The organism is Xenorhabdus sp. SGI 60 (assembly GCF_056632175.1).
This window is the reverse complement of sequence record NZ_CP196860.1, coordinates 26,041-47,102: the sequence shown is the minus strand read 5'-3', so window position 1 is coordinate 47,102 and position 21,062 is coordinate 26,041. Positions and strand designations below refer to the sequence as shown.

Annotated in this window: 10 protein-coding genes, 1 tRNA gene, 3 rRNA genes and 2 pseudogenes; 6 read left to right on the top strand and 10 right to left on the bottom strand. The window is 45.1% G+C overall.

Annotated elements, in window-relative coordinates; genetic code table 11:
- Positions 1 to 71: 71 nt before the first annotated feature.
- The gene (gene sodA / locus ACSJJG_RS00205; protein ID WP_481088024.1) at positions 72 to 698 is read right to left on the bottom strand and encodes a superoxide dismutase [Mn]; all 627 of its coding nucleotides are present in this window, start codon (positions 696 to 698) and stop codon (positions 72 to 74) included.
- A gap of 380 nt (positions 699 to 1,078) precedes the next feature.
- Between sodA and acs the strand changes: the two genes are divergently transcribed.
- The 3 genes from acs to actP all read left to right on the top strand — a co-directional run bounded on the left by acs (position 1,079) and on the right by actP (position 5,119).
- Positions 1,079 to 3,034 carry an acetate--CoA ligase gene (gene acs, locus ACSJJG_RS00200; protein WP_481088023.1) on the top strand — a complete coding sequence of 652 codons (1,956 nt, stop codon included), beginning with the start codon at positions 1,079 to 1,081 and terminating at the stop codon, positions 3,032 to 3,034.
- Positions 3,035 to 3,161: 127 nt separating this feature from the next.
- Entirely contained in the window at positions 3,162 to 3,473 is a 312-nt protein-coding gene (locus ACSJJG_RS00195; protein ID WP_481088022.1) for a DUF485 domain-containing protein, read from the top strand.
- A complete protein-coding gene (actP, locus tag ACSJJG_RS00190) occupies positions 3,470 to 5,119 on the top strand; it encodes a cation/acetate symporter ActP (RefSeq protein ID WP_481088021.1) in 1,650 nt (549 codons plus the stop codon). Before ACSJJG_RS00195 ends, actP begins: the two co-directional genes overlap by 4 nt.
- A gap of 78 nt (positions 5,120 to 5,197) precedes the next feature.
- On the opposite strand, the gene rrf is transcribed toward actP, so the two are convergent.
- The 4 genes from rrf to ACSJJG_RS00170 all read right to left on the bottom strand — a co-directional run bounded on the left by rrf (position 5,198) and on the right by ACSJJG_RS00170 (position 10,200).
- Positions 5,198 to 5,313, bottom strand: a 5S ribosomal RNA gene (rrf, locus tag ACSJJG_RS00185).
- Between the two features lie 80 nt (positions 5,314 to 5,393).
- A 23S ribosomal RNA gene (locus tag ACSJJG_RS00180) occupies positions 5,394 to 8,305 on the bottom strand.
- Positions 8,306 to 8,494: 189 nt separating this feature from the next.
- Positions 8,495 to 8,570: transfer RNA gene (locus ACSJJG_RS00175), tRNA-Glu, on the bottom strand.
- Positions 8,571 to 8,657: 87 nt separating this feature from the next.
- A 16S ribosomal RNA gene (locus ACSJJG_RS00170) occupies positions 8,658 to 10,200 on the bottom strand.
- Together the 16S, 23S and 5S rRNA genes with 1 tRNA gene alongside form the textbook arrangement of a ribosomal RNA operon.
- 583 nt (positions 10,201 to 10,783) lie before the next feature.
- Here ACSJJG_RS00170 and mdtD point away from each other — a divergent pair.
- Positions 10,784 to 12,169: a multidrug transporter subunit MdtD gene (gene mdtD / locus ACSJJG_RS00165; protein ID WP_481088020.1), complete on the top strand. Its 1,386-nt coding sequence runs from the start codon at positions 10,784 to 10,786 to the stop codon at positions 12,167 to 12,169.
- A 4-nt stretch (positions 12,170 to 12,173) separates the two neighbouring features.
- Here mdtD and rbsR read toward each other — a convergent pair.
- The 5 genes and pseudogenes from rbsR to rbsA form a co-directional block, all read right to left on the bottom strand.
- A pseudogene (gene rbsR / locus ACSJJG_RS00160) lies at positions 12,174 to 13,174 on the bottom strand (ribose operon transcriptional repressor RbsR).
- 2 nt (positions 13,175 to 13,176) lie between these two features.
- A complete protein-coding gene (gene rbsK / locus ACSJJG_RS00155) occupies positions 13,177 to 14,106 on the bottom strand; it encodes a ribokinase (RefSeq protein WP_481088019.1) in 930 nt (309 codons plus the stop codon).
- A 64-nt stretch (positions 14,107 to 14,170) separates the two neighbouring features.
- Positions 14,171 to 15,061, bottom strand: a complete 891-nt coding sequence (gene rbsB, locus ACSJJG_RS00150) for a ribose ABC transporter substrate-binding protein RbsB (protein WP_481088018.1) — start codon at positions 15,059 to 15,061, stop codon at positions 14,171 to 14,173.
- Positions 15,062 to 15,085: 24 nt separating this feature from the next.
- Positions 15,086 to 16,057 (bottom strand): ribose ABC transporter permease, encoded by a 972-nt coding sequence (gene rbsC / locus ACSJJG_RS00145; protein WP_481088017.1) that lies wholly within the window; start codon positions 16,055 to 16,057, stop codon positions 15,086 to 15,088.
- A gap of 5 nt (positions 16,058 to 16,062) precedes the next feature.
- Positions 16,063 to 17,583, bottom strand: a complete 1,521-nt coding sequence (gene rbsA / locus ACSJJG_RS00140; protein WP_481088016.1) for a ribose ABC transporter ATP-binding protein RbsA — start codon at positions 17,581 to 17,583, stop codon at positions 16,063 to 16,065.
- 528 nt (positions 17,584 to 18,111) lie between these two features.
- On the opposite strand from rbsA, the gene ravA reads away from it, so the two are divergent.
- Together ravA and viaA are read left to right on the top strand one after the other, a co-directional pair.
- On the top strand, positions 18,112 to 19,599 hold the full coding sequence (ravA, locus tag ACSJJG_RS00135) for an ATPase RavA (protein ID WP_481088015.1): 1,488 nt from the start codon (positions 18,112 to 18,114) through the stop codon (positions 19,597 to 19,599).
- A gap of 4 nt (positions 19,600 to 19,603) precedes the next feature.
- Positions 19,604 to 21,060 (top strand): annotated as a pseudogene (viaA, locus tag ACSJJG_RS00130) (ATPase RavA stimulator ViaA).
- Positions 21,061 to 21,062 lie beyond the last annotated feature (2 nt).

The following is a 21,062-nucleotide window of genomic DNA, read 5'->3' as shown; positions in this document are numbered from 1 at the left end:
CCAAGATTACAGGCAATAAAAATGCTGGTCACAGCGATGGCCAGCATTCTTGTGAAAAACTAATTAGAAGATTATTTCGTTTTTTCTTCGTAACGTTTCGCCGCTTCATCCCAGTTTACTACATGCCAAAATGCTTTGATGTAATCAGGGCGACGATTCTGATATTTCAGGTAATAAGCATGTTCCCATACATCCAGACCCACAATCGGGTAACCAGAAGCACCGGCTATTTCTTCACCCATTAGTGGGCTATCCTGATTGGCTGTTGAAACAACTGCGAGTTTGCCATCTTCTTTCAGTACCAACCAAGCCCAGCCAGAACCAAAGCGAGTTGCGGCCGCTTGTTCAAATTTTTCCTTGAAACTGTCGATACTGCCAAAATCACGCTCAATCGCGGTTTTCAAGGCACCATCCAATACTGTGCCTAATTTTAAACCCTTCCAAAACAGGCTATGGTTTGAGTGACCACCCGCATTGTTGCGAATAAAAGTGCGTTTATCGGCTGGAATTTTATCAAGCTGCTGAATGAGATCATTAATATCAAGTTTGCTTAATTCTGGGAAGGTTTCCAGAGCAGTATTCGTATTAGTAACATATGTCTGATGGTGTTTAGTATGGTGAATTTCCATCGTTTGTTTATCGAAATGAGGCTCTAGCGCATCATAGGAGTAAGGTAGAGAAGGCAATGAATGGCTCATATCATATCTCCAGTTGTTTAGAATTTAGAATATATAAAGCTCACACCTTGTGAACAGCATGATTATTATAGTGAATTGAACAATAATGAAAATGATTATCAATTCCATAATATCGCTATGGTTTTCTTTATACACTCACATTTCATGCCTCTTCATAGATAAAAATATCAATAATTAACTTAAATAACAGAATATAAATCCAATAAAAATAATAAACTCATTACTTAGCATTGCTTAAATCTACAGCATTAAATGATCATTCCATAAAATTCATTCTCTTTATTGCGTGATCTTCCGCGCAAAAAAGAAACAAAAATTCTTCTTACACTTTAGTTAACCTTGTTTTGACATAGTATTAACAATTGCAAGGAGATAAAAATATGACTCAAATAATCAAGCATCTTATTCCTGCTGATATTGCAGATACGGCCCTGATAAGCAAGCAACAGTACCTACATGACTATCAAAGGTCATTGCAAGACCCAGAGGGCTTCTGGGGTGAAAAAGGTAAAGTAGTTGACTGGATTAAGCCTTACACCAAGGTCAAAAATACCTCTTTCGATCCTGGGCATATCAGCATCCGCTGGTTTGAAGATGGCACCCTGAACTTAAGTGCCAACTGTCTTGATCGCCATTTGCAAGAGCGTGGTGATCAAACCGCCATTATATGGGAAGGAGATAATCCCGCAGAATCCCGCCATGTTACCTATCGAGAATTACATCATGACGTCTGCCAATTTGCTAATGTGTTGAAAAAACTGGGGATCAAAAAAGGCGATATTGTTGCTATCTATATGCCAATGGTGCCAGAAGCCGCCGTCGCAATGTTGGCCTGTGCCCGTATCGGAGCGATCCATTCCGTAATTTTTGGTGGTTTCTCTCCTGATGCCATCGCAGGCCGAGTTATCGATTCCAACGCTAAACTCATGGTTACCGCAGATGAAGGCTTGCGAGCGGGCCGCACAATCCCGTTGAAAAAAAATGTCGATGAGGCTCTGAACCATTCTGACGTTACTAGTGTAACTAATGTGGTTGTTTTCAGACGTACCGGAAATACCAAAAACTGGAATAACAATCGTGATTTATGGTGGCATGAACTGACCGAGAGTGTGAGTGCTGAGTGTCCTGCTGAAGAAATAGGTGCCGAAGATCCATTATTCATTCTTTATACTTCAGGCTCTACAGGTAAACCTAAAGGTGTCCTGCATACGACTGGTGGTTATTTAGTCTACGCATCTTTAACGTTTAAATACACGTTTGATTATCGACCAGGGGAGATTTACTGGTGTACAGCCGACATAGGCTGGGTAACAGGGCATAGCTACCTGCTATATGGGCCTTTGTCTTGTGGTGCCACGACGTTAATGTTTGAAGGTGTCCCCAACTATCCCGATGTTAACCGTCTTTGTCAGGTGGTTGATAAGCATAAAGTTAATATTCTTTATACTGCGCCAACCGCCATCAGGGCATTGATGGCCGAAGGTGATAAAGCCATAGAAGGGACTAAGCGTACATCCTTGCGCATTATGGGTTCTGTGGGCGAACCCATTAACCCAGAAGCATGGGAATGGTACTACAAAAAAATAGGCAACAGTAAATGTCCTATCGTAGATACATGGTGGCAAACCGAAACCGGTGGATTCATGATCACACCGCTACCAGGCGCTACCGATCTCAAAGCAGGCTCCGCCACTCTGCCATTTTTTGGTATTAGTCCGGCCTTGGTTGATAATTCTGGAGAAATTTTAGCGGGTGTGAGTGAAGGCAACCTGGTTATCACGGATTCCTGGCCAGCACAGGCACGAACTTTGTATGGCGATCATGAGCGTTTTGAACAGACTTATTTTTCCACTTTCAAGGGAATGTATTTCAGTGGCGATGGCGCTCGACGTGATGAAGATGGCTATTACTGGATCACTGGCCGTGTTGATGATGTTCTGAATATTTCAGGCCATCGTTTGGGAACCGCAGAAATTGAATCAGCCTTAGTTGCATACCCCAAAATCGCTGAAGCTGCCGTTGTTGGTATCCCCCATCATATCAAAGGACAAGCTATTTACGCCTACGTCACGCTAGTTCATGGTGAAGAGCCTTCCCCTGAACTGTATACCGAGGTCAGAGATTGGGTTCGTAAAGAAATCGGCCCAATTGCAACACCTGATATCCTTCATTGGACAGACTCTCTGCCCAAAACACGTTCCGGGAAAATTATGCGACGTATTTTGCGCAAGATTGCTTCTGGTGATACCAGTAACTTAGGAGATACCTCCACGCTGGCCGATCCGGGAGTTGTTGAAAAACTGCTGGAAGAAAAGCAATCCATCAATATGTCGTAAAACATATGCGCCGCCGTAAGGCGGCCTGATAACGTATCACCAAAAGTGCGGAGCCGTAGGCTTAGCAAATTCCTCGGATATGGTGTGCTTAAGGTGTGACGTTTAAACATCAACAGGAGATACTCCAATGAGTGACGGCATTTATCAAGAGATTGAAAATAATCCCCGCTTTAAGGAGTTAGTTAAGAAGCGAGGGCGTTTTGCCTGGCTGTTATCCATCATCATGTTAGTGCTTTATGTTGGTTTTATTTTCCTTATTGCTTTTGCTCCTGAATGGCTTGGAACACCACTTCATGAAAACACCAGTATGACACGGGGAATTCCTGTAGGAGTTGGGATCATTTTCATATCTTTCATACTGACCGGAATTTATATAATCAGGGCGAATGGTGAATTTGATCGTCTGACATCAACTATTCTCAACGAGGTGAGAAAATGAAAAAAATCGTATTACTATTTTCTTCCCTCTTCCCTATCCTAGCTCAAGCAGATGACATTTCAGGTAATGTAGAAAAACAACCTTTGAATATTCAGGCAATTATCATGTTCCTGTTATTCGTCGGGTTAACGCTTGGTATTACTTACTGGGCTTCAAAGCGGACTATTTCACGTTCAGATTACTATACCGCTGGCGGACGTATTACTGGTTTCCAGAATGGTATGGCAATAGCAGGTGACTATATGTCAGCCGCCTCGTTTCTGGGAATTTCAGCGTTAGTATATACCTCTGGCTATGATGGGTTGATCTATTCCATTGGCTTTCTCGTTGGCTGGCCAATAATTCTATTCCTCATTGCCGAAAGATTAAGAAATTTGGGGCGTTACACCTTTGCTGATGTCGCTTCTTATCGGTTGAAGCAACGCCCCATTCGTACCTTATCCGCAATGGGTTCGTTAGTTGTTGTTGCCTTATATCTAATAGCTCAGATGGTCGGAGCTGGAAAACTGATCGAGTTGCTATTCGGATTAAATTATTACGTCGCTGTTGTCTTGGTCGGTATTTTGATGGTGCTTTATGTCTTATTTGGCGGAATGCTGGCGACAACATGGGTTCAGATTATTAAAGCAATTCTATTGCTGGCAGGAGCAACATTCATGGCTTTGATGGTCATGAAAGTAGTTAATTTCAATTTTCATACCCTGTTTAAAGAAGCCATTGCGGTACATTCTCTTGGACCTGCCATTATGAGTCCTGGAGGATTGGTATCAGATCCTATCTCTGCACTCTCTTTAGGATTGGCATTGATGTTCGGTACTGCGGGATTGCCCCATATTGTCATGCGGTTTTTTACCGTCAGTGATGCTAAAGAAGCCCGTAAAAGTGTTTTCTATGCAACGGGCTTTATCGGCTATTTTTATATCCTGACGTTTATTATTGGATTTGGTGCAATTCTATTGGTCAGCGCCAATCCTTCTTTCAAAGACACAACTGGCACATTAATTGGTGGTACAAATATGGCTGCTGTCCATCTGGCAAATGCCGTTGGCGGTGATTTTTTCCTTGGTTTTATCTCCGCTGTTGCTTTTGCCACTATTTTAGCTGTAGTAGCCGGGTTAACATTAGCAGGCGCTTCCGCAGTATCCCATGATCTCTATGCCAATGTGATTAAAAGGGGAAAAGCGAATGAGCGAGATGAGCTAAAAGTCTCCAAAATTACCGTCGTTATTCTGGGATTAGTTGCTATTGGCTTGGGTATTTTATTCGAAAAACAAAATATTGCCTTTATGGTCGGTTTGGCTTTCTCCATCGCCGCAAGTTGTAATTTCCCTATTATTTTATTGTCTATGTACTGGAGCAAGCTGACTACACGTGGAGCGTTAGTTGGCGGATGGTTGGGGTTACTGACAGCAGTTGTATTAATGATTCTAGGCCCTACGATCTGGGTTAGCATTCTTGGTCATGAGAAACCAATTTATCCTTATGAATATCCAGCTCTGTTTTCCATGTTTATCGCATTTATCGGAGCTTGGTTATCTTCGATTACCGATACTTCGGCACAAGGAATGCAGGAAAGGAAAATGTTTCGCAGTCAGTTTATTCGTTCGCAAACGGGTATTGGTATGGAACAAGGAAAAGTACATTAACTTATGGTTAATTATTTTGGTTTTTCCTAAACGCAAAAAAGCCATCCGGTGACGGATGGCTTCTCTGACTCAATGGATGTCTGGCAGTGTCCTACTCTCGCATGGGGAGACCCCACACTACCATCGGCGCTACGGCGTTTCACTGCTGAGTTCGGCATGGGATCAGGTGGGACCACCGCGCTGTTGCCGCCAGACAAATGCTGTATTCAATCCCGAACAAGCTGCTGTGCTCTCTGAAACCTTCTCTCAATCCCCAAAACACCTTCGGTGTTGTCAGGTTAAGCCGCACGGCTCATTAGTACCGGTTAGCTCAACGTCTCGCAACGCTTACACACCCGGCCTATCGACGTCCTCGTCTCGGACGGTCCTTCAGTACCCTCAAAGGAGTAAGGGAAGACTCATCTTAAGGCAAGTTTCCCGCTTAGATGCTTTCAGCGGTTATCTCTTCCGCACTTAGCTACCGGGCAATGCCATTGGCATGACAACCCGAACACCAGTGGTGCGTCCACTCCGGTCCTCTCGTACTAGGAGCAGCCCCTTGCAATCTTCCAACGCCCACGGCAGATAGGGACCGAACTGTCTCACGACGTTCTAAACCCAGCTCGCGTACCACTTTAAATGGCGAACAGCCATACCCTTGGGACCTACTTCAGCCCCAGGATGTGATGAGCCGACATCGAGGTGCCAAACACCGCCGTCGATATGAACTCTTGGGCGGTATCAGCCTGTTATCCCCGGAGTACCTTTTATCCGTTGAGCGATGGCCCTTCCATTCAGAACCACCGGATCACTATGACCTGCTTTCGCACCTGCTCGAGCTGTCACTCTCGCAGTCAAGCTGGCTTATGCCATTGCACTAACCTCCTGATGTCCGACCAGGATTAGCCAACCTTCGTGCTCCTCCGTTACGCTTTGGGAGGAGACCGCCCCAGTCAAACTACCCACCAGACACTGTCCGCAACCCGGATAACGGGTCCGCGTTAGAACATCAAACATTCAAGGGTGGTATTTCAAGGATGGCTCCGTGCAGACTGGCGTCCACACTTCACAGCCTCCCACCTATCCTACACATCAAGGCTCAAGGTTCAGTGTCAAGCTATAGTAAAGGTTCACGGGGTCTTTCCGTCTTGCCGCGGGTACACTGCATCTTCACAGCGAGTTCAATTTCACTGAGTCTCGGGTGGAGACAGCCTGGCCATCATTACGCCATTCGTGCAGGTCGGAACTTACCCGACAAGGAATTTCGCTACCTTAGGACCGTTATAGTTACGGCCGCCGTTTACTGGGGCTTCGATCAAGAGCGTCGCGTTGCCGCTAACCCCATCAATTAACCTTCCAGCACCGGGCAGGCGTCACACCGTATACGTCCACTTTCGTGTTTGCACAGTGCTGTGTTTTTATTAAACAGTTGCAGCCAGCTGGTATCTGCGACTGGCCTCAGCTCCGGACGCCTGGTCCTTCACCTAACGCCAGCGTGCCTTCTCCCGAAGTTACGGCACCATTTTGCCTAGTTCCTTCACCCGAGTTCTCTCAAGCGCCTGAGTATTCTCTACCTGACCACCTGTGTCGGTTTGGGGTACGATGGACCATAATCTGAAGCTTAGGGGCTTTTCCTGGAAGCGGGGCATCAGCAACTTCAGCACCGTAGTGCCTCGTCATCGTGCCTCAGTGTTAAGGATAACCGGATTTGCCTGATTATCCCACCTACACACTTAAACCGGGACGACCGTCGCCCGGATTGCCTAGCCTTCTCCGTCCCCCCATCGCAATTATGGCCCGTACAGGAATATTAACCTGTTGCCCATCGACTACGCTTTTCAGCCTCGCCTTAGGGGTCGACTCACCCTGCCCCGATTAACGTTGGACAGGAACCCTTGGTCTTCCGGCGAGCGGGTTTTTCACCCGCTTTATCGTTACTTATGTCAGCATTCGCACTTCTGATACCTCCAGCAAACCTCACAGTTCACCTTCAACGGCTTACAGAACGCTCCCCTACCCAACGACATATTCATGTCGCTGCCGCAGCTTCGGTGCATGGTTTAGCCCCGTTACATCTTCCGCGCAGGCCGACTCGACCAGTGAGCTATTACGCTTTCTTTAAATGATGGCTGCTTCTAAGCCAACATCCTGGCTGTCTGAGCCTTCCCACTTCGTTTCCCACTTAACCATGACTTGGGGACCTTAGCTGGCGGTCTGGGTTGTTTCCCTCTTCACGACGGACGTTAGCACCCGCCGTGTGTCTCCCGTGATAACATTCTTCGGTATTCGCAGTTTGCATCGGGTTGGTAAGTCGGGATGACCCCCTAGCCGAAACAGTGCTCTACCCCCGAAGATGAGTTCACGAGGCGCTACCTAAATAGCTTTCGGGGAGAACCAGCTATCTCCCGGTTTGATTGGCCTTTCACCCCCAGCCACAAGTCATCCGCTAATTTTTCAACATTAGTCGGTTCGGTCCTCCAGTTAGTGTTACCCAACCTTCAACCTGCCCATGGCTAGATCACCGGGTTTCGGGTCTATACCCTGCAACTTAACGCCCAGTTAAGACTCGGTTTCCCTGCGGCTCCCCTATACGGTTAACCTTGCTACAGAATATAAGTCGCTGACCCATTATACAAAAGGTACGCAGTCACCCTGATAAATCAGGGCTCCCACTGCTTGTACGTACACGGTTTCAGGTTCTCTTTCACTCCCCTCGCCGGGGTTCTTTTCGCCTTTCCCTCACGGTACTGGTTCACTATCGGTCAGTCAGGAGTATTTAGCCTTGGAGGATGGTCCCCCCATGTTCAGACAGGATACCACGTGTCCCGCCCTACTCTTCGAGCTCACAATATCACACCTCTTCGGATACGGGGCTGTCACCCTTTACTGCCGGCCTTTCCAGACCGTTCTCCTGACGTGTGTATCGCTGATGGCTCTGGGCTCCTCCCCGTTCGCTCGCCGCTACTGGGGGAATCTCGGTTGATTTCTTTTCCTCGGGGTACTGAGATGTTTCAGTTCCCCCGGTTCGCCTCATTAACCTATGGATTCAGTTAATGATGGTGCAACGGATTGCACCGGGTTTCCCCATTCGGACATCGCCGGCTGATAGCGCTTCATATCAGCTCACCGGCGCTTTTCGCAGATTAGCACGTCCTTCATCGCCTCTGACTGCCTAGGCATCCACCGTGTACGCTTAGTCGCTTAACCTCACAACCCGAAGGTGTCTTCGAGTCGGAGTTATTGAGAGACTCACCCGTGCCATGAGTTCATTTCACGGGCTGTTTCAAATTTTCAGCTTGTTCCAGATTGTTAAAGAGCTAATATTGCTAAACCGACGCGCACGTCCGCTTAACAATATTTCGGTGGCACCGTCTTTCACCCGATACCTGAGCAAGATGGCGTCCCCTAGGGGATTCGAACCCCTGTTACCGCCGTGAAAGGGCGGTGTCCTAGGCCTCTAGACGAAGGGGACTCAAAGTCTTCTTCGCAGACGCTTGCTCTGCTTTATTTCATCAGACAATCTGTGTGAGCACTGCAACAAAATCCACTATCTTTTCGGTAAGGAGGTGATCCAACCGCAGGTTCCCCTACGGTTACCTTGTTACGACTTCACCCCAGTCATGAATCACAAAGTGGTCAGCGCCCTCCCGAAGGTTAAGCTACCGACTTCTTTTGCAACCCACTCCCATGGTGTGACGGGCGGTGTGTACAAGGCCCGGGAACGTATTCACCGTAGCATGCTGATCTACGATTACTAGCGATTCCGACTTCATGGAGTCGAGTTGCAGACTCCAATCCGGACTACGACAGACTTTATGAGGTCCGCTTGCTCTCGCGAGGTCGCTTCTCTTTGTATCTGCCATTGTAGCACGTGTGTAGCCCTACTCGTAAGGGCCATGATGACTTGACGTCATCCCCACCTTCCTCCGGTTTATCACCGGCAGTCTCCCTTGAGTTCCCACCATGACGTGCTGGCAACAAAGGATAAGGGTTGCGCTCGTTGCGGGACTTAACCCAACATTTCACAACACGAGCTGACGACAGCCATGCAGCACCTGTCTCACGGGTCCCGAAGGCACTTCCGCATCTCTGCAGAATTCCGTGGATGTCAAGAGTAGGTAAGGTTCTTCGCGTTGCATCGAATTAAACCACATGCTCCACCGCTTGTGCGGGCCCCCGTCAATTCATTTGAGTTTTAACCTTGCGGCCGTACTCCCCAGGCGGTCGATTTAACGCGTTAGCTCCGGAAGCCACAGCTCAAGGCCACAACCTCCAAATCGACATCGTTTACAGCGTGGACTACCAGGGTATCTAATCCTGTTTGCTCCCCACGCTTTCGCACCTGAGCGTCAGTCTTCGTCCAGGGGGCCGCCTTCGCCACCGGTATTCCTCCACATCTCTACGCATTTCACCGCTACACGTGGAATTCTACCCCCCTCTACGAGACTCTAGTCAACCAGTCTTAGATGCCATTCCCAGGTTAAGCCCGGGGATTTCACATCTAACTTAATTGACCGCCTGCGTGCGCTTTACGCCCAGTAATTCCGATTAACGCTTGCACCCTCCGTATTACCGCGGCTGCTGGCACGGAGTTAGCCGGTGCTTCTTCTGCGGGTAACGTCAATCACAGCACTTATTCAGTCCTGTGCCTTCCTCCCCGCTGAAAGTACTTTACAACCCGAAGGCCTTCTTCATACACGCGGCATGGCTGCATCAGGCTTGCGCCCATTGTGCAATATTCCCCACTGCTGCCTCCCGTAGGAGTCTGGGCCGTGTCTCAGTCCCAGTGTGGCTGGTCATCCTCTCAGACCAGCTAGGGATCGTCGCCTAGGTGAGCCATTACCCCACCTACCAGCTAATCCCATCTGGGTTCATCCGATGGCGTGAGGCCCGAAGGTCCCCCACTTTGCTCGTTCGAGGTTATGCGGTATTAGCCACCGTTTCCAGTGGTTATCCCCCTCCATCGGGCAGATCCCCAGACATTACTCACCCGTCCGCCGCTCGCCGGCAGGAAAGCACGCTTTCCCCCGCTGCCGCTCGACTTGCATGTGTTAGGCCTGCCGCCAGCGTTCAATCTGAGCCATGATCAAACTCTTCAATTAAAGTGTTTGATGCTCAAAGAATTCTGACTGTTCGTTCATAATGAATTAACTGTTCAGTCACTCTTCAAGACTGTTTAATCTTTTTCGCCTTGCGGCGTCAGAGAGTGTCTTGCGAGTGCCCACACAGATTGTCTGATTAATTTGTTAAAGAGCGGGGGCAACCGGAAGCCTCTTCCGGGTTGCGAGGCTGCGTATCTTACGCTTTTTGCCTCGGGAGTCAAGCGATTATTTTCGCTTTTCTCTCACTGCCCTTCGCGGCCTGTTTCAGCGCAGCGTCGGTCAGTGGTGGCGCATTATAGGGTGTTTTACGGCGCTGACAATAGTTTTTTTGAATTTTTTTTCTGTTCGTGGTTTTTTTCAACAAAAACGGTAATTATGTGTGTTTTACGTCCTAAAATTGAGGATTTAAACAACAACCATAAAGGCAAAGTTCTTATACAATGATTGTTGTGCAATTGCCTACAACAACTGTCAATTGGCCCTAGAGGAAGTTATTGATTGATTAATAACCAATAAATGGTTTGAATTTGATATAGTAAGATATTATGTATTCACTATCATTAAAAAATAAACAGGATATCTAATGGTCAAATCCGCACGCAGTATGTCGGGGTTACCTTGGATCGCAGCGATGGCTTTTTTTATGCAGTCTTTAGATGCCACAATTCTTAACACCGCGCTACCGGCAATTGCAAAAAGTCTTGATCACTCTCCACTGGCAATGCAGCCCGCTATTGTCAGTTATACTTTAACTGTAGCGATGCTAATTCCCGTAAGCGGGTGGCTTGCCGATAGATTTGGTACTCGTACAGTATTCATTTATGCTGTTTCCTTCTTTTCTTTAGGCTCGCTTGCTTGCGCGCTATCACATAACTTTTCTTTCTTAGTCGCATCCAGAGTTATTCAAGGTATAGGTGGAGCTATGATGATGCCCGTTGCTCGCCTGGCTCTATTAAGATCATATCCACGTAGTGAACTGCTACCTATTTTGAATTTTGTCACCATGCCAGGGTTATTAGGCCCAATTTTGGGTCCAATGTTTGGCGGATTGTTAGTAACTTATGCAACATGGCACTGGATTTTCATCATCAATATTCCCATTGGTTTATTAGGTATCATTTACGCCAGAAAGAATATGCCTAATTTAACTATGCCCAAATGCCCTTTCGATTTTCTGGGATTCATGTTGTTTAGTATGGGCCTGGTGATGATTTCAGTCAGTTTTGATTTATTTGGAGATCACACATTCTCTGGTTATCTTTCCCCCGCTTTATTTTGTAGCGGTATCATTATGTTATTAGGGTATGTCTTCTATGCAAAAAGACACTCAAATCCCCTCATTAATCTCCAGTTGTTCCAGACACGTACATTTTCAATTGGCATCGCCGGCAATATTGCTACTCGGCTAAGTACTGGCTCGCTTTCATTTATTATTCCTTTAATGCTCCAAGTGGGGTTTGGATTTCCAGCAGTCATTGCTGGCGTCATGATGGCACCGAATGCAATTGGTTCAATTTTAGCCAAATCTTTTGTCACCAAGATACTGACCCGCTTTGGATATCGAAAAACACTCATTTGGGTCACGATTATTATTGGCATAATGATTTCACAATTTTCGCTACAAACACCGGAACTCCCCATCATATTTTTGATAATTCCTCTTTTTATATTGGGAGTAGTCATGTCCACACAATTCACAGCGATGAATACAATCACTTTAGCTGATCTGAATGATAATAATGCCAGTGCCGGTAATAGCCTGTTATCAGTCACTCAGCAGTTATCCATCAGTTTTGGGGTGACCATCAGTGCGGCAGTTCTGCGATTTTATGAGTCAATGGAATATGGTTCAGCCATCAACCATTTCCACTATACTTTAATCACGATGGGAGTGATTACCTTGATTCTCTTCTACTTTTTTCTATTACTGAATAAAGAAGACGGTAATAACTTAATTAAGAAGAAATAACCCGTTAGCGACTTGCTACAGAACTTCGCTCGATCAATTTAGGTGTCAAAATCAGTTGCTTTGGTTCGCTTTCTGGATTTTCCATTCGATAAAGCAGGCTATCAATTGCCAGCTTACCCAATTCATTCTTTGGTTGATGAATCGTTGTCAACGGAGGAATCAGGTAAGGTGCGACTGCGATATCGTCATATCCGATGATAGAAAAATCATCTGGCACAGAAAGCCCCTGCTGATATAAGGCTTGATAAGCACCAATCGCCATAGCATCATTACCCGCAAATAAAGCTTCCGGTGGTTCAGGTAACTGGAGAAGTTGTTTCATTGATGAAAATCCGCCGGCAAATTCAAAATCACTGTAGATCACATATCCAGTGGGAATTTCCAGTTCAGCATCCTGCATCGCTTTTCGATATCCAGCCAAACGTTGACAGGCGGGTGTCTTATACGGTGACCAGTGATACAAGCGATTTTTCGAAAACCTCGACTGATTAGGTAATTAGTTGCCATCTCTCCCCCTTGCAGGGAGTTATCCTTGATAATGTCATTGCAAGTATCAAAAGGAGACCAATCCATGATTACCATTGGAACCCATGGATAGCGACAAAGGATGTCGCTGGACGGCCACTGAGTTTCAGTACACATGATTAACAAGCCATCAACACGCTTTTGCAGCAAAGTTTCTATACTGCTAATCATACGGGTAACATTACCTTCAGTATTACATAAAATTAAGCTGTATCCCCGTTCGTAACAGTTCTTTTCTACCCCTCTAACAACTTCAGAATAAAAAGAGTTATCACTGGCTGTAACCAACATACCAATGGTTTTGGTTTGCTTGATTTTCAAGCTTCTTGCCAAAGCAGACGGTGCATAATTCAATTCCTCAATCGCTGCATTGACTTTCTTTTTCACGTTTTCACTGACATAACGATTGCCATTAATCACATGAGAAACGGTTGATGTTGATACGCCCGCCAGACGAGCAACGTCCTTCATGGTAGCCACGGTTAATCCTGTTCAGATAGAAATGCGTCAATTTCATTCCGCCACGGAATCGCAGGTTGTGCTCCCTGACGCGTAACGGCAATCGCTGCCGCCGCATGAGCAAAGCGGATAGCAGACAACATTGTATTTTCTTCCAGCAATCCTGTTACCAAGGCACCATTAAATGTATCCCCAGCAGCAATTGTATCGATCGCTTTTACTTTAAATCCAGGAACAATTTTCCCTTCCTTACCTTTCTCACTCAGCCATACGCCTCGGCTACCCAATGTGATAATGACCGTTTCTATGCCTTTATGATGTAAGGCCTGAGAGGCTTTTTCCGCGCCAACATCATCTTTGACGGCAATGCCAGTCAAATATTCCGCTTCAGTTTCATTCGGCGTGATAATATCCACCAGCGACAGTAATTGATCTGAGATTTTCTGTGCCGGTGCTGGATTCAAGATCACTTTAATATGATGTTTCTTGGCCGTTTCAGCAGCAAGTTGTACGGTTTCCAATGGCGTTTCAAGCTGCAATAACAATGCATCAGCTTCTTTGACAATCTGTTCATGACGAAGGAAATAATTAGGAGTTAGCCTCCCATTCGCCCCGGCATTAATGCCAATAACATTTTCACCCAGCCGATTGACAAAAATCAGAGCTACGCCCGTTGTTTCCTCTTCAATCACCTCAATTGAGGAAGTATTGATATTATCTTTCGCCAACTGTTGGCAAACACGTATGCCGACATCATCCTGGCCAACGCAAGCAATAAATGTAATGTCAGCACCACAACGACCAGCAGCAACGGCCTGGTTTGCCCCTTTTCCTCCAAAGGCAACCTTATATTGTTTTCCTCTCACTGTTTCCCCTGGTTGAGGAAAAGAGTTGAGATTCAATATGTGATCTACATTGATGCTACCCATCACAACCAGTTTTGCCACACTCATTACATTTATTCCTGTGTAAAAATAATGCAGCCATAAAAATTAATGGCTGCATGAATAATGTTGATTATTTCTTCACAACTAATTCCAGCTCAACCGGAATGATGGCATCAACTTTTTCACCTTTTAGTACTTTGTCCGCAGTCTGAACACCGATGATACCTATTTGATCCGGACGCTGTGCAATCGTTGCTGCCAATTTACCGCTCTGTACAGCCTTAAGAGCATCATCAGTACCATCAAATCCGACAACCAACACATCTTCTTTACCGGCTGCCTGCAACGCTCGCAATGCACCAAGAGCCATTTCATCATTTTGAGCGAAAACAGCTTGTACCGACGGATGAGCTGTCAGCAAGTTCTGCATAACATTCATCCCTTTTGTGCGATCATAATCAGCGGGCTGACTAGCCAACATGTTGAATTTGTGTTTTTGGGCTGCCTGACCAAAACCTTCACCACGTTCACGTGCACCTGAAGCGCCGGGAATACCTTCTAATTGAATGACCTTGATATTATTACCTAATTTTCTAGCGATAAAATCAGCGGCCATTTTGGCACCTAAACGGCTGTCAGAAGCAATATAGCTGATCACATTGCCCTTATGCGCTGAACGGTCAAGCGTAATAACCGGAATATTCGCCTTATTTGCCATGATCACGGCATTACCAACGGCATCTGAGTCAGTTGGGTTAATTAACATCAATTTTATGTCACGAACCGTCAAATCCTGCACATTGGCTAATTCTTTGGCTGGATTATCCTGGGAATCAAGTACAATCAAGTTATAACCCAGTTTATCAGCCTCTTTCTGCGCGCTATCTTTCATTGTGACAAAGAAAGGGTTATTCAAGGTTGAAATAACCAATGCTATGCTATCTTTCGCCAATGCATTAGCACTGATAGTGGCACTTAATGCCATGGCGGAGAAAATAGTTACCAGTTTCTTCATTTTCATATTATTTTTTCCTATAGGGTAAGATTATTTGCTGCTTTTTTTATCAACCAAGACCGCCAGTAAAATAACAACTGCCTTGACGATCATCTGGTAGTTGGAAGAAATTCCTAATAAATTCAATCCATTGTTTAAAAATCCTAAGATTAGCGCACCAATCAACGTACCAACAATTCGCCCCTTGCCTCCTGCCAAACTGGTTCCCCCCAGTACGACTGCTGCAATAGCATCCAGTTCATAACCGCTTCCAGCCATCGGTTGAGCAGAAGATAATCGGGCAACTTCGATAATACTGGCCAGTGCAGCCAACAGGCCACATAGGGAATAAACGATTATTTTTATTTTATCAACACCAATACCTGATAAACGTGTTGCAGATTCATTTCCGCCTAATGCGTAGATGTAACGACCAAGACGAGTGTGGTGAAGAATGAACCATGCCACGACAAACACCAGCGACATAATCCACACAGGCGCAGGCACTCCTAATGGACTCCCAATACCAAACCAACCAAGCAGATCAGCATTGTCACTGAAACCGGTATTAATCGGACTCCCATCGGTATAAACCCGAGTCACTCCGCGTAGCAATAACATCATCACCAATGTTGCAATAAATGCTTGAACCTGGCCTTTTGCAACAATCACACCAGTACAGGCCCCAATTGTAGCCCCCAATGCCAAAGCCCCAGCAACAGCGACCAAAGCATTGATATCTGCTCCAACCATTGATGCCGCTACAGCACCAGTCAGAGCCAACAAAGAACCAACTGATAGATCAATTCCTGATGTCAGAATAACCAACGTCATGCCTACCGCCATGATAGCGTTGACAGAAGTTTGCTGGAGGATGTTAAACAGGTTATTCAATGTGAAAAAATTGGGGCTAAGGGAAGAAACGACGGCAATCAAAAATAAGAGCGCAATAAGTGATTTCTGCTCCATCAACCATGTTTTCGTGAACCAACGTCGGGAGGCTGGCGCTGTACTAGAATTCATATCCATTATCCTTGACCATTCTCTTTTAATTGCATCGTATTCTGTTTACCAACAGCAGCGGCCATCAACACTTCCTGAGAAATACCATTCACACTGAATTCCCCACTGATACAACCTTCATGCATGACCAGAATACGATCACTCATTCCCATCACTTCAGGCATTTCAGAAGAAACCAAAATAATGCTCAAGCCTTCTTTTTTAAACTGGTTGATAAGCTGATAGATTTCCTTTTTCGCCCCAACATCTACGCCTCGGGTTGGCTCATCAAGGATCAACACCTTTGGACGAGTCATCAATCCACGGGCAATCGCAACTTTCTGCTGATTACCACCGGAAAGCAATCCTGTAGTTTGTTCCATTGAGGGAGTTTTTATATTGAATAACTTAATGAAGTCGGCAACGGATTGTTGTTCTGCGGAATGATTCAAGAGACAAAAATTTCGGCTGAAATAGCGTAATGCGGTGAGGGACATATTCTCTTTAACCGACATTCCCAAGACTAATCCATCCCGTTTGCGGTCTTCCGAAATATAGACAATACCATTGGCTAATCCCTCCTGTGGACGACGGATCGTCAGCGGTTTTCCATCAAGCAAGATCTTGCCTTTAATTTTTGGCAAAGCCCCGTAAATCACCTTCATTAATTCAGTACGGCCAGCGCCCATTAACCCTGAAATCCCCAGAATTTCTCCACTAAACAAAGAAAAGCTGACATTATTGATCCCCGATCCAGAGAGGTTTTCAACTTCCAACCTTTTTTCACCTCTCGGTAGATCTAAACGCGGGTATTGATCTTCCAGCTTGCGCCCCACCATCATTTCGATCAATCGCTCTTCGCTCAGGGCATTAATCGGCTGTTCACCAATAAATTGACCATCACGCAATACCGTCACATCATCACAAATTTTAAAAAGCTCTTTCAAACGATGGGAAATATAGACAATGCCACATCCTTGTGCTTTCAGTTCCCGTATGACATGAAACAAGGATTCTGTTTCGGTATCCGTCAAGGCATCTGTAGGTTCATCCATAATGATAACTTTGGATTGGAAACTCAGCACCTTGGCAATTTCTACCATTTGCTGCTCACCAATGGACAATTCAGAAACAAGCCGATGGCTGCTGTAGCGGATATTTAGACGCCTGAGCAAGTTATCGGCTTCTTCATACATTCTTTTCCAGTTGATGATGCCCAGTTTATTGACGAATTCACGACCCAAAAAAATGTTTTCTGCAATCGTTAGTTGGGGGATGAGGTTTAACTCTTGATGTATGATACCAATACCAGCTTCCTGGGAGGATTTAGGACCAGAGAAAACGACATCTTGCCCAAGATAGCGAATTGTACCCGCATCTTTTGTATAAATACCGGTCAAGACTTTCATCATTGTGGATTTTCCGGCACCGTTTTCGCCGACTAACGCCATCACTTTTCCGGGATAAACACGCAGTGCAGCTCCTGACAATGCTTTTACCCCGGGAAAAACCTTATCAATCCCTTTTAACTCTAGTAATGGCTCCATAATAACCTCAATTTGCTCATGCAGTTGCGAATTGTGTTCAATAATTTCAGCGGCCAAAATGGCCGCTTCAACTTGTACTTCCTGAACAACAACATCAAAAACAGATCGGGTGTTCCCTGGGTTAGCGCTAAATCAATTCTTTGGGTAGACGACGGGATAGACCCCCCCCCCCCCCTCACCACCCGGACCGGGGTGCCCCCCACCCGAAATAACGACTGAAATATCAGAATGTAATAAAACGCTTTTTTTCATTTTTATAAACGGTTTAGCGAAACGTTTCGCTAAACCGTCATCATATAAAGCTAACCATCAAAGACAACATGATTAATATAAAAATGTGATCATCATAGAAACGTTTAATGGGGAGATAAATAAAGAAAAAAAGCTAACTTATTGAATAATTTATGCTGAATCGATTTTTTAAAACAGGCCATTGAAGCTTAATAAATTATCATCAAAATCTTTGCATAGAGTGAATTTTATCTATAAATAAAGGAAGGTAACTATCCGAACCATGGTGTAAATCATATGCAATTGGTCGAAAAAATATCCCAGTTAGGTCAGTATCTAGAAAGCGGTCTCTATGAAAGACGACAAGCTATCCGCCTGTGTCTACTGGCGGCCTTATGTGGAGAAAGCATTTTTCTTCTTGGTCCCCCAGGAATAGCTAAAAGTCTTATCGCGCGCCGGCTCAAATTTGCATTCCAAAACGCCCGCGCTTTTGAGTATCTGATGACCCGTTTTTCCACCCCAGAAGAGATCTTCGGCCCACTTTCCATTCAAGCGCTCAAAGATGAAGGCCGTTATCAGCGCCTTACTGAAGGTTATTTACCCGAAGCGGAAATCGTTTTCTTGGATGAAATTTGGAAAGCAGGTCCCGCCATTTTGAATACGTTACTCACCGCGATTAATGAAAAGAAATTCAGAAATGGCAACCTGGAAGAACAACTACCGATGCGTTTACTGGTTACTGCATCCAATGAACTCCCGGATAGTGATAGCAGTCTGGAAGCACTCTACGATCGCATGTTGATTCGACTCTGGCTGGACAAGATTCAGGAAAAGAAAAATTTTCGCGCCTTGCTAACTGACCGAAACAATGAAAATGGCAATCCCGTGCCTGCCCATATTCAAATCACCGATGATGAATTTCAGCAATGGCAAGACAAGATCAATCATGTATCCCTGCCAGATCATATCTTCGAGCTGATTTATCAATTACGCCAGCAAGTCAATGCGACTGAGAGCACGGCTGATGTCTCAGATCGCCGTTGGAAAAAATCCATCCGTTTACTGCAAGCCTGTACCTTTTTCAGTGGCAGAAATGAGATATCCCCGTTAGATATCGTGCTATTAAAAGATTGCCTATGGCACGACTTGAATAGCTTAAAATTCTTGTCCCAATTTTTGCATATCTTATTGACAGAACAGGCTTATCGACAACATTCCCTCATGCAAAAAATGGAGAAGTTATACCAGCAATGGGTACAATCCAACCAAGAAGAAAATGACCATCCTCTGCAATTAGTCGCCAAATCCTCTCTGTTTGGCCGTAAGACCCTTTATTCACTGCCCGAAGATATAGCAGATGAAAAACTGACCCTATTTTTACGTCCTTCATTACACCTGCATAATATTGAAGTCAATTTCATCGAAATAGATAAAAACTCTCTGGAAAACGCTCTAAAAAATAATACCGGAGAACTCTCTGCCTGTTTAAATGGCATTGGTTTTCCTCAAACTATCACGGCAGAAATCAATGAAAAGAACCTGCTTACAGTGCTGGATATTAGCCGTAATAGCGCCGTTCTCTGCCTATTTAGTACGTCAAAAAATACCAATACAGAATGGCATGAAAAACTGATATCCATCAGCGATGAAATTCAACAACAACGCAATTTATTCAGTCAGCATCAACCCTGTTTATTTATCGAAGAACATTGGCTTGTCAACATTGAACAGAGTTTCCTGCAATTAACTGAAAAACAGAAACAGTTGAGATCAAAAATGGGATAACGACATGTTAACACTAGCTACACTCGATCTCTTGCTCTCTATCAATGAAAGCGAGCTGATCGAAGAGATCATTTTGGTACTGTTAGGTTCTCCCCAGCTCGTTATTTTCTTTAGCAAGTTCCCAAGGCTTAAGAACGCATTGCTGAAAGATCTTCCTCATGGCAACAAGCATTGCAGCAGAAAATAAACGAGACACTTATCCCTGCTCCATTAGCCGAAGAGTTTCAGTTATACCAACACATGCAGACAATTGATACGACAGATTTCTATCAACAGTTATCTGGTATCATAGAGAAACTTCAACAACTCGAATCCCCCTTTGGCAAAGAAGCTGACACACTGTTCAACGCGTTATCTGAACACACCCATTCAGAACAGGTTTTATTTATCCAACGCTGGCGTTTCAGCCTGATCCTGCAAGCGACGTCCTTTAACAAAACACTATTAGAACAAGAAAAAGAGCAACTATTTGCAGAGATCCAGAAGCGATTAACACTCAGTGGTAACTTTGATCCCATATTTGATCACAATGATCACGCGGCAGGCCGATTATGGGATATGAGTAAAGGACAACTTCACCTGACCACGAAAAATATACGACTATTTACTCTCTATGCTGACTTTCTTAAACAGCAACCTGAGCTGGAAAAAATGGCGCAATTACTTGGCCGCAGTCAGGCAGCAAAAGCAATCCCTCAAGAAAATGCCGTTCTGGAGCCATTCACCCGACTTGAAAGGGCGCCAGATACTATACCGGAGCAAATTAGCGGGATTAGGCAAAGCGACGATATCTTAAGGTTATTACCCACCGAGATGGCTATGCTGGGTATTGAAGCGTTGGAATACGAATTTTACCGGCGGTTGGTGGAGAAAAAATTACTATCCTATCGCCTACAAGGAGACGATTGGCAACCGAAAACCACTCTCAAACCCGTTACACATCACCATAATGAAAAACAACCTCGAGGACCATTTATTGTTTGTGTCGATACTTCAGGTTCAATGGGCGGATTTAATGAGCAATGTGCAAAAACATTCTGTCTGGCTTTGATGCGTATTGCACTAGCGGATAATCGTCACTGTCATATTATGTTGTTCTCGACACAACTTATTCATTATGACTTAACCTCACCGGATGGACTCACTCAAGCAATGCATTTTCTGGGACAAACCTTTAGGGGAGGAACCGATCTGGCATCTTGTTTAAATGCAACCGTTGAAAAAATGAAAGAAAATATTTGGGAAGATGCTGATGCTGTTGTTATTTCAGATTTCATTGCCCAACGTTTGCCAGGCTCCCTAATCCATCAGATAAAAAATCTGCAACAACATCAGCAACACCGCTTCCATGCGGTCTCCCTTTCCCATTACGGAAAGCCCGGTATTATGCAGATATTCGACTATATCTGGTGTTTTGATACCGGGCTTATAAGCCGTTTACAAAGAAGATGGCAAAATTAAAA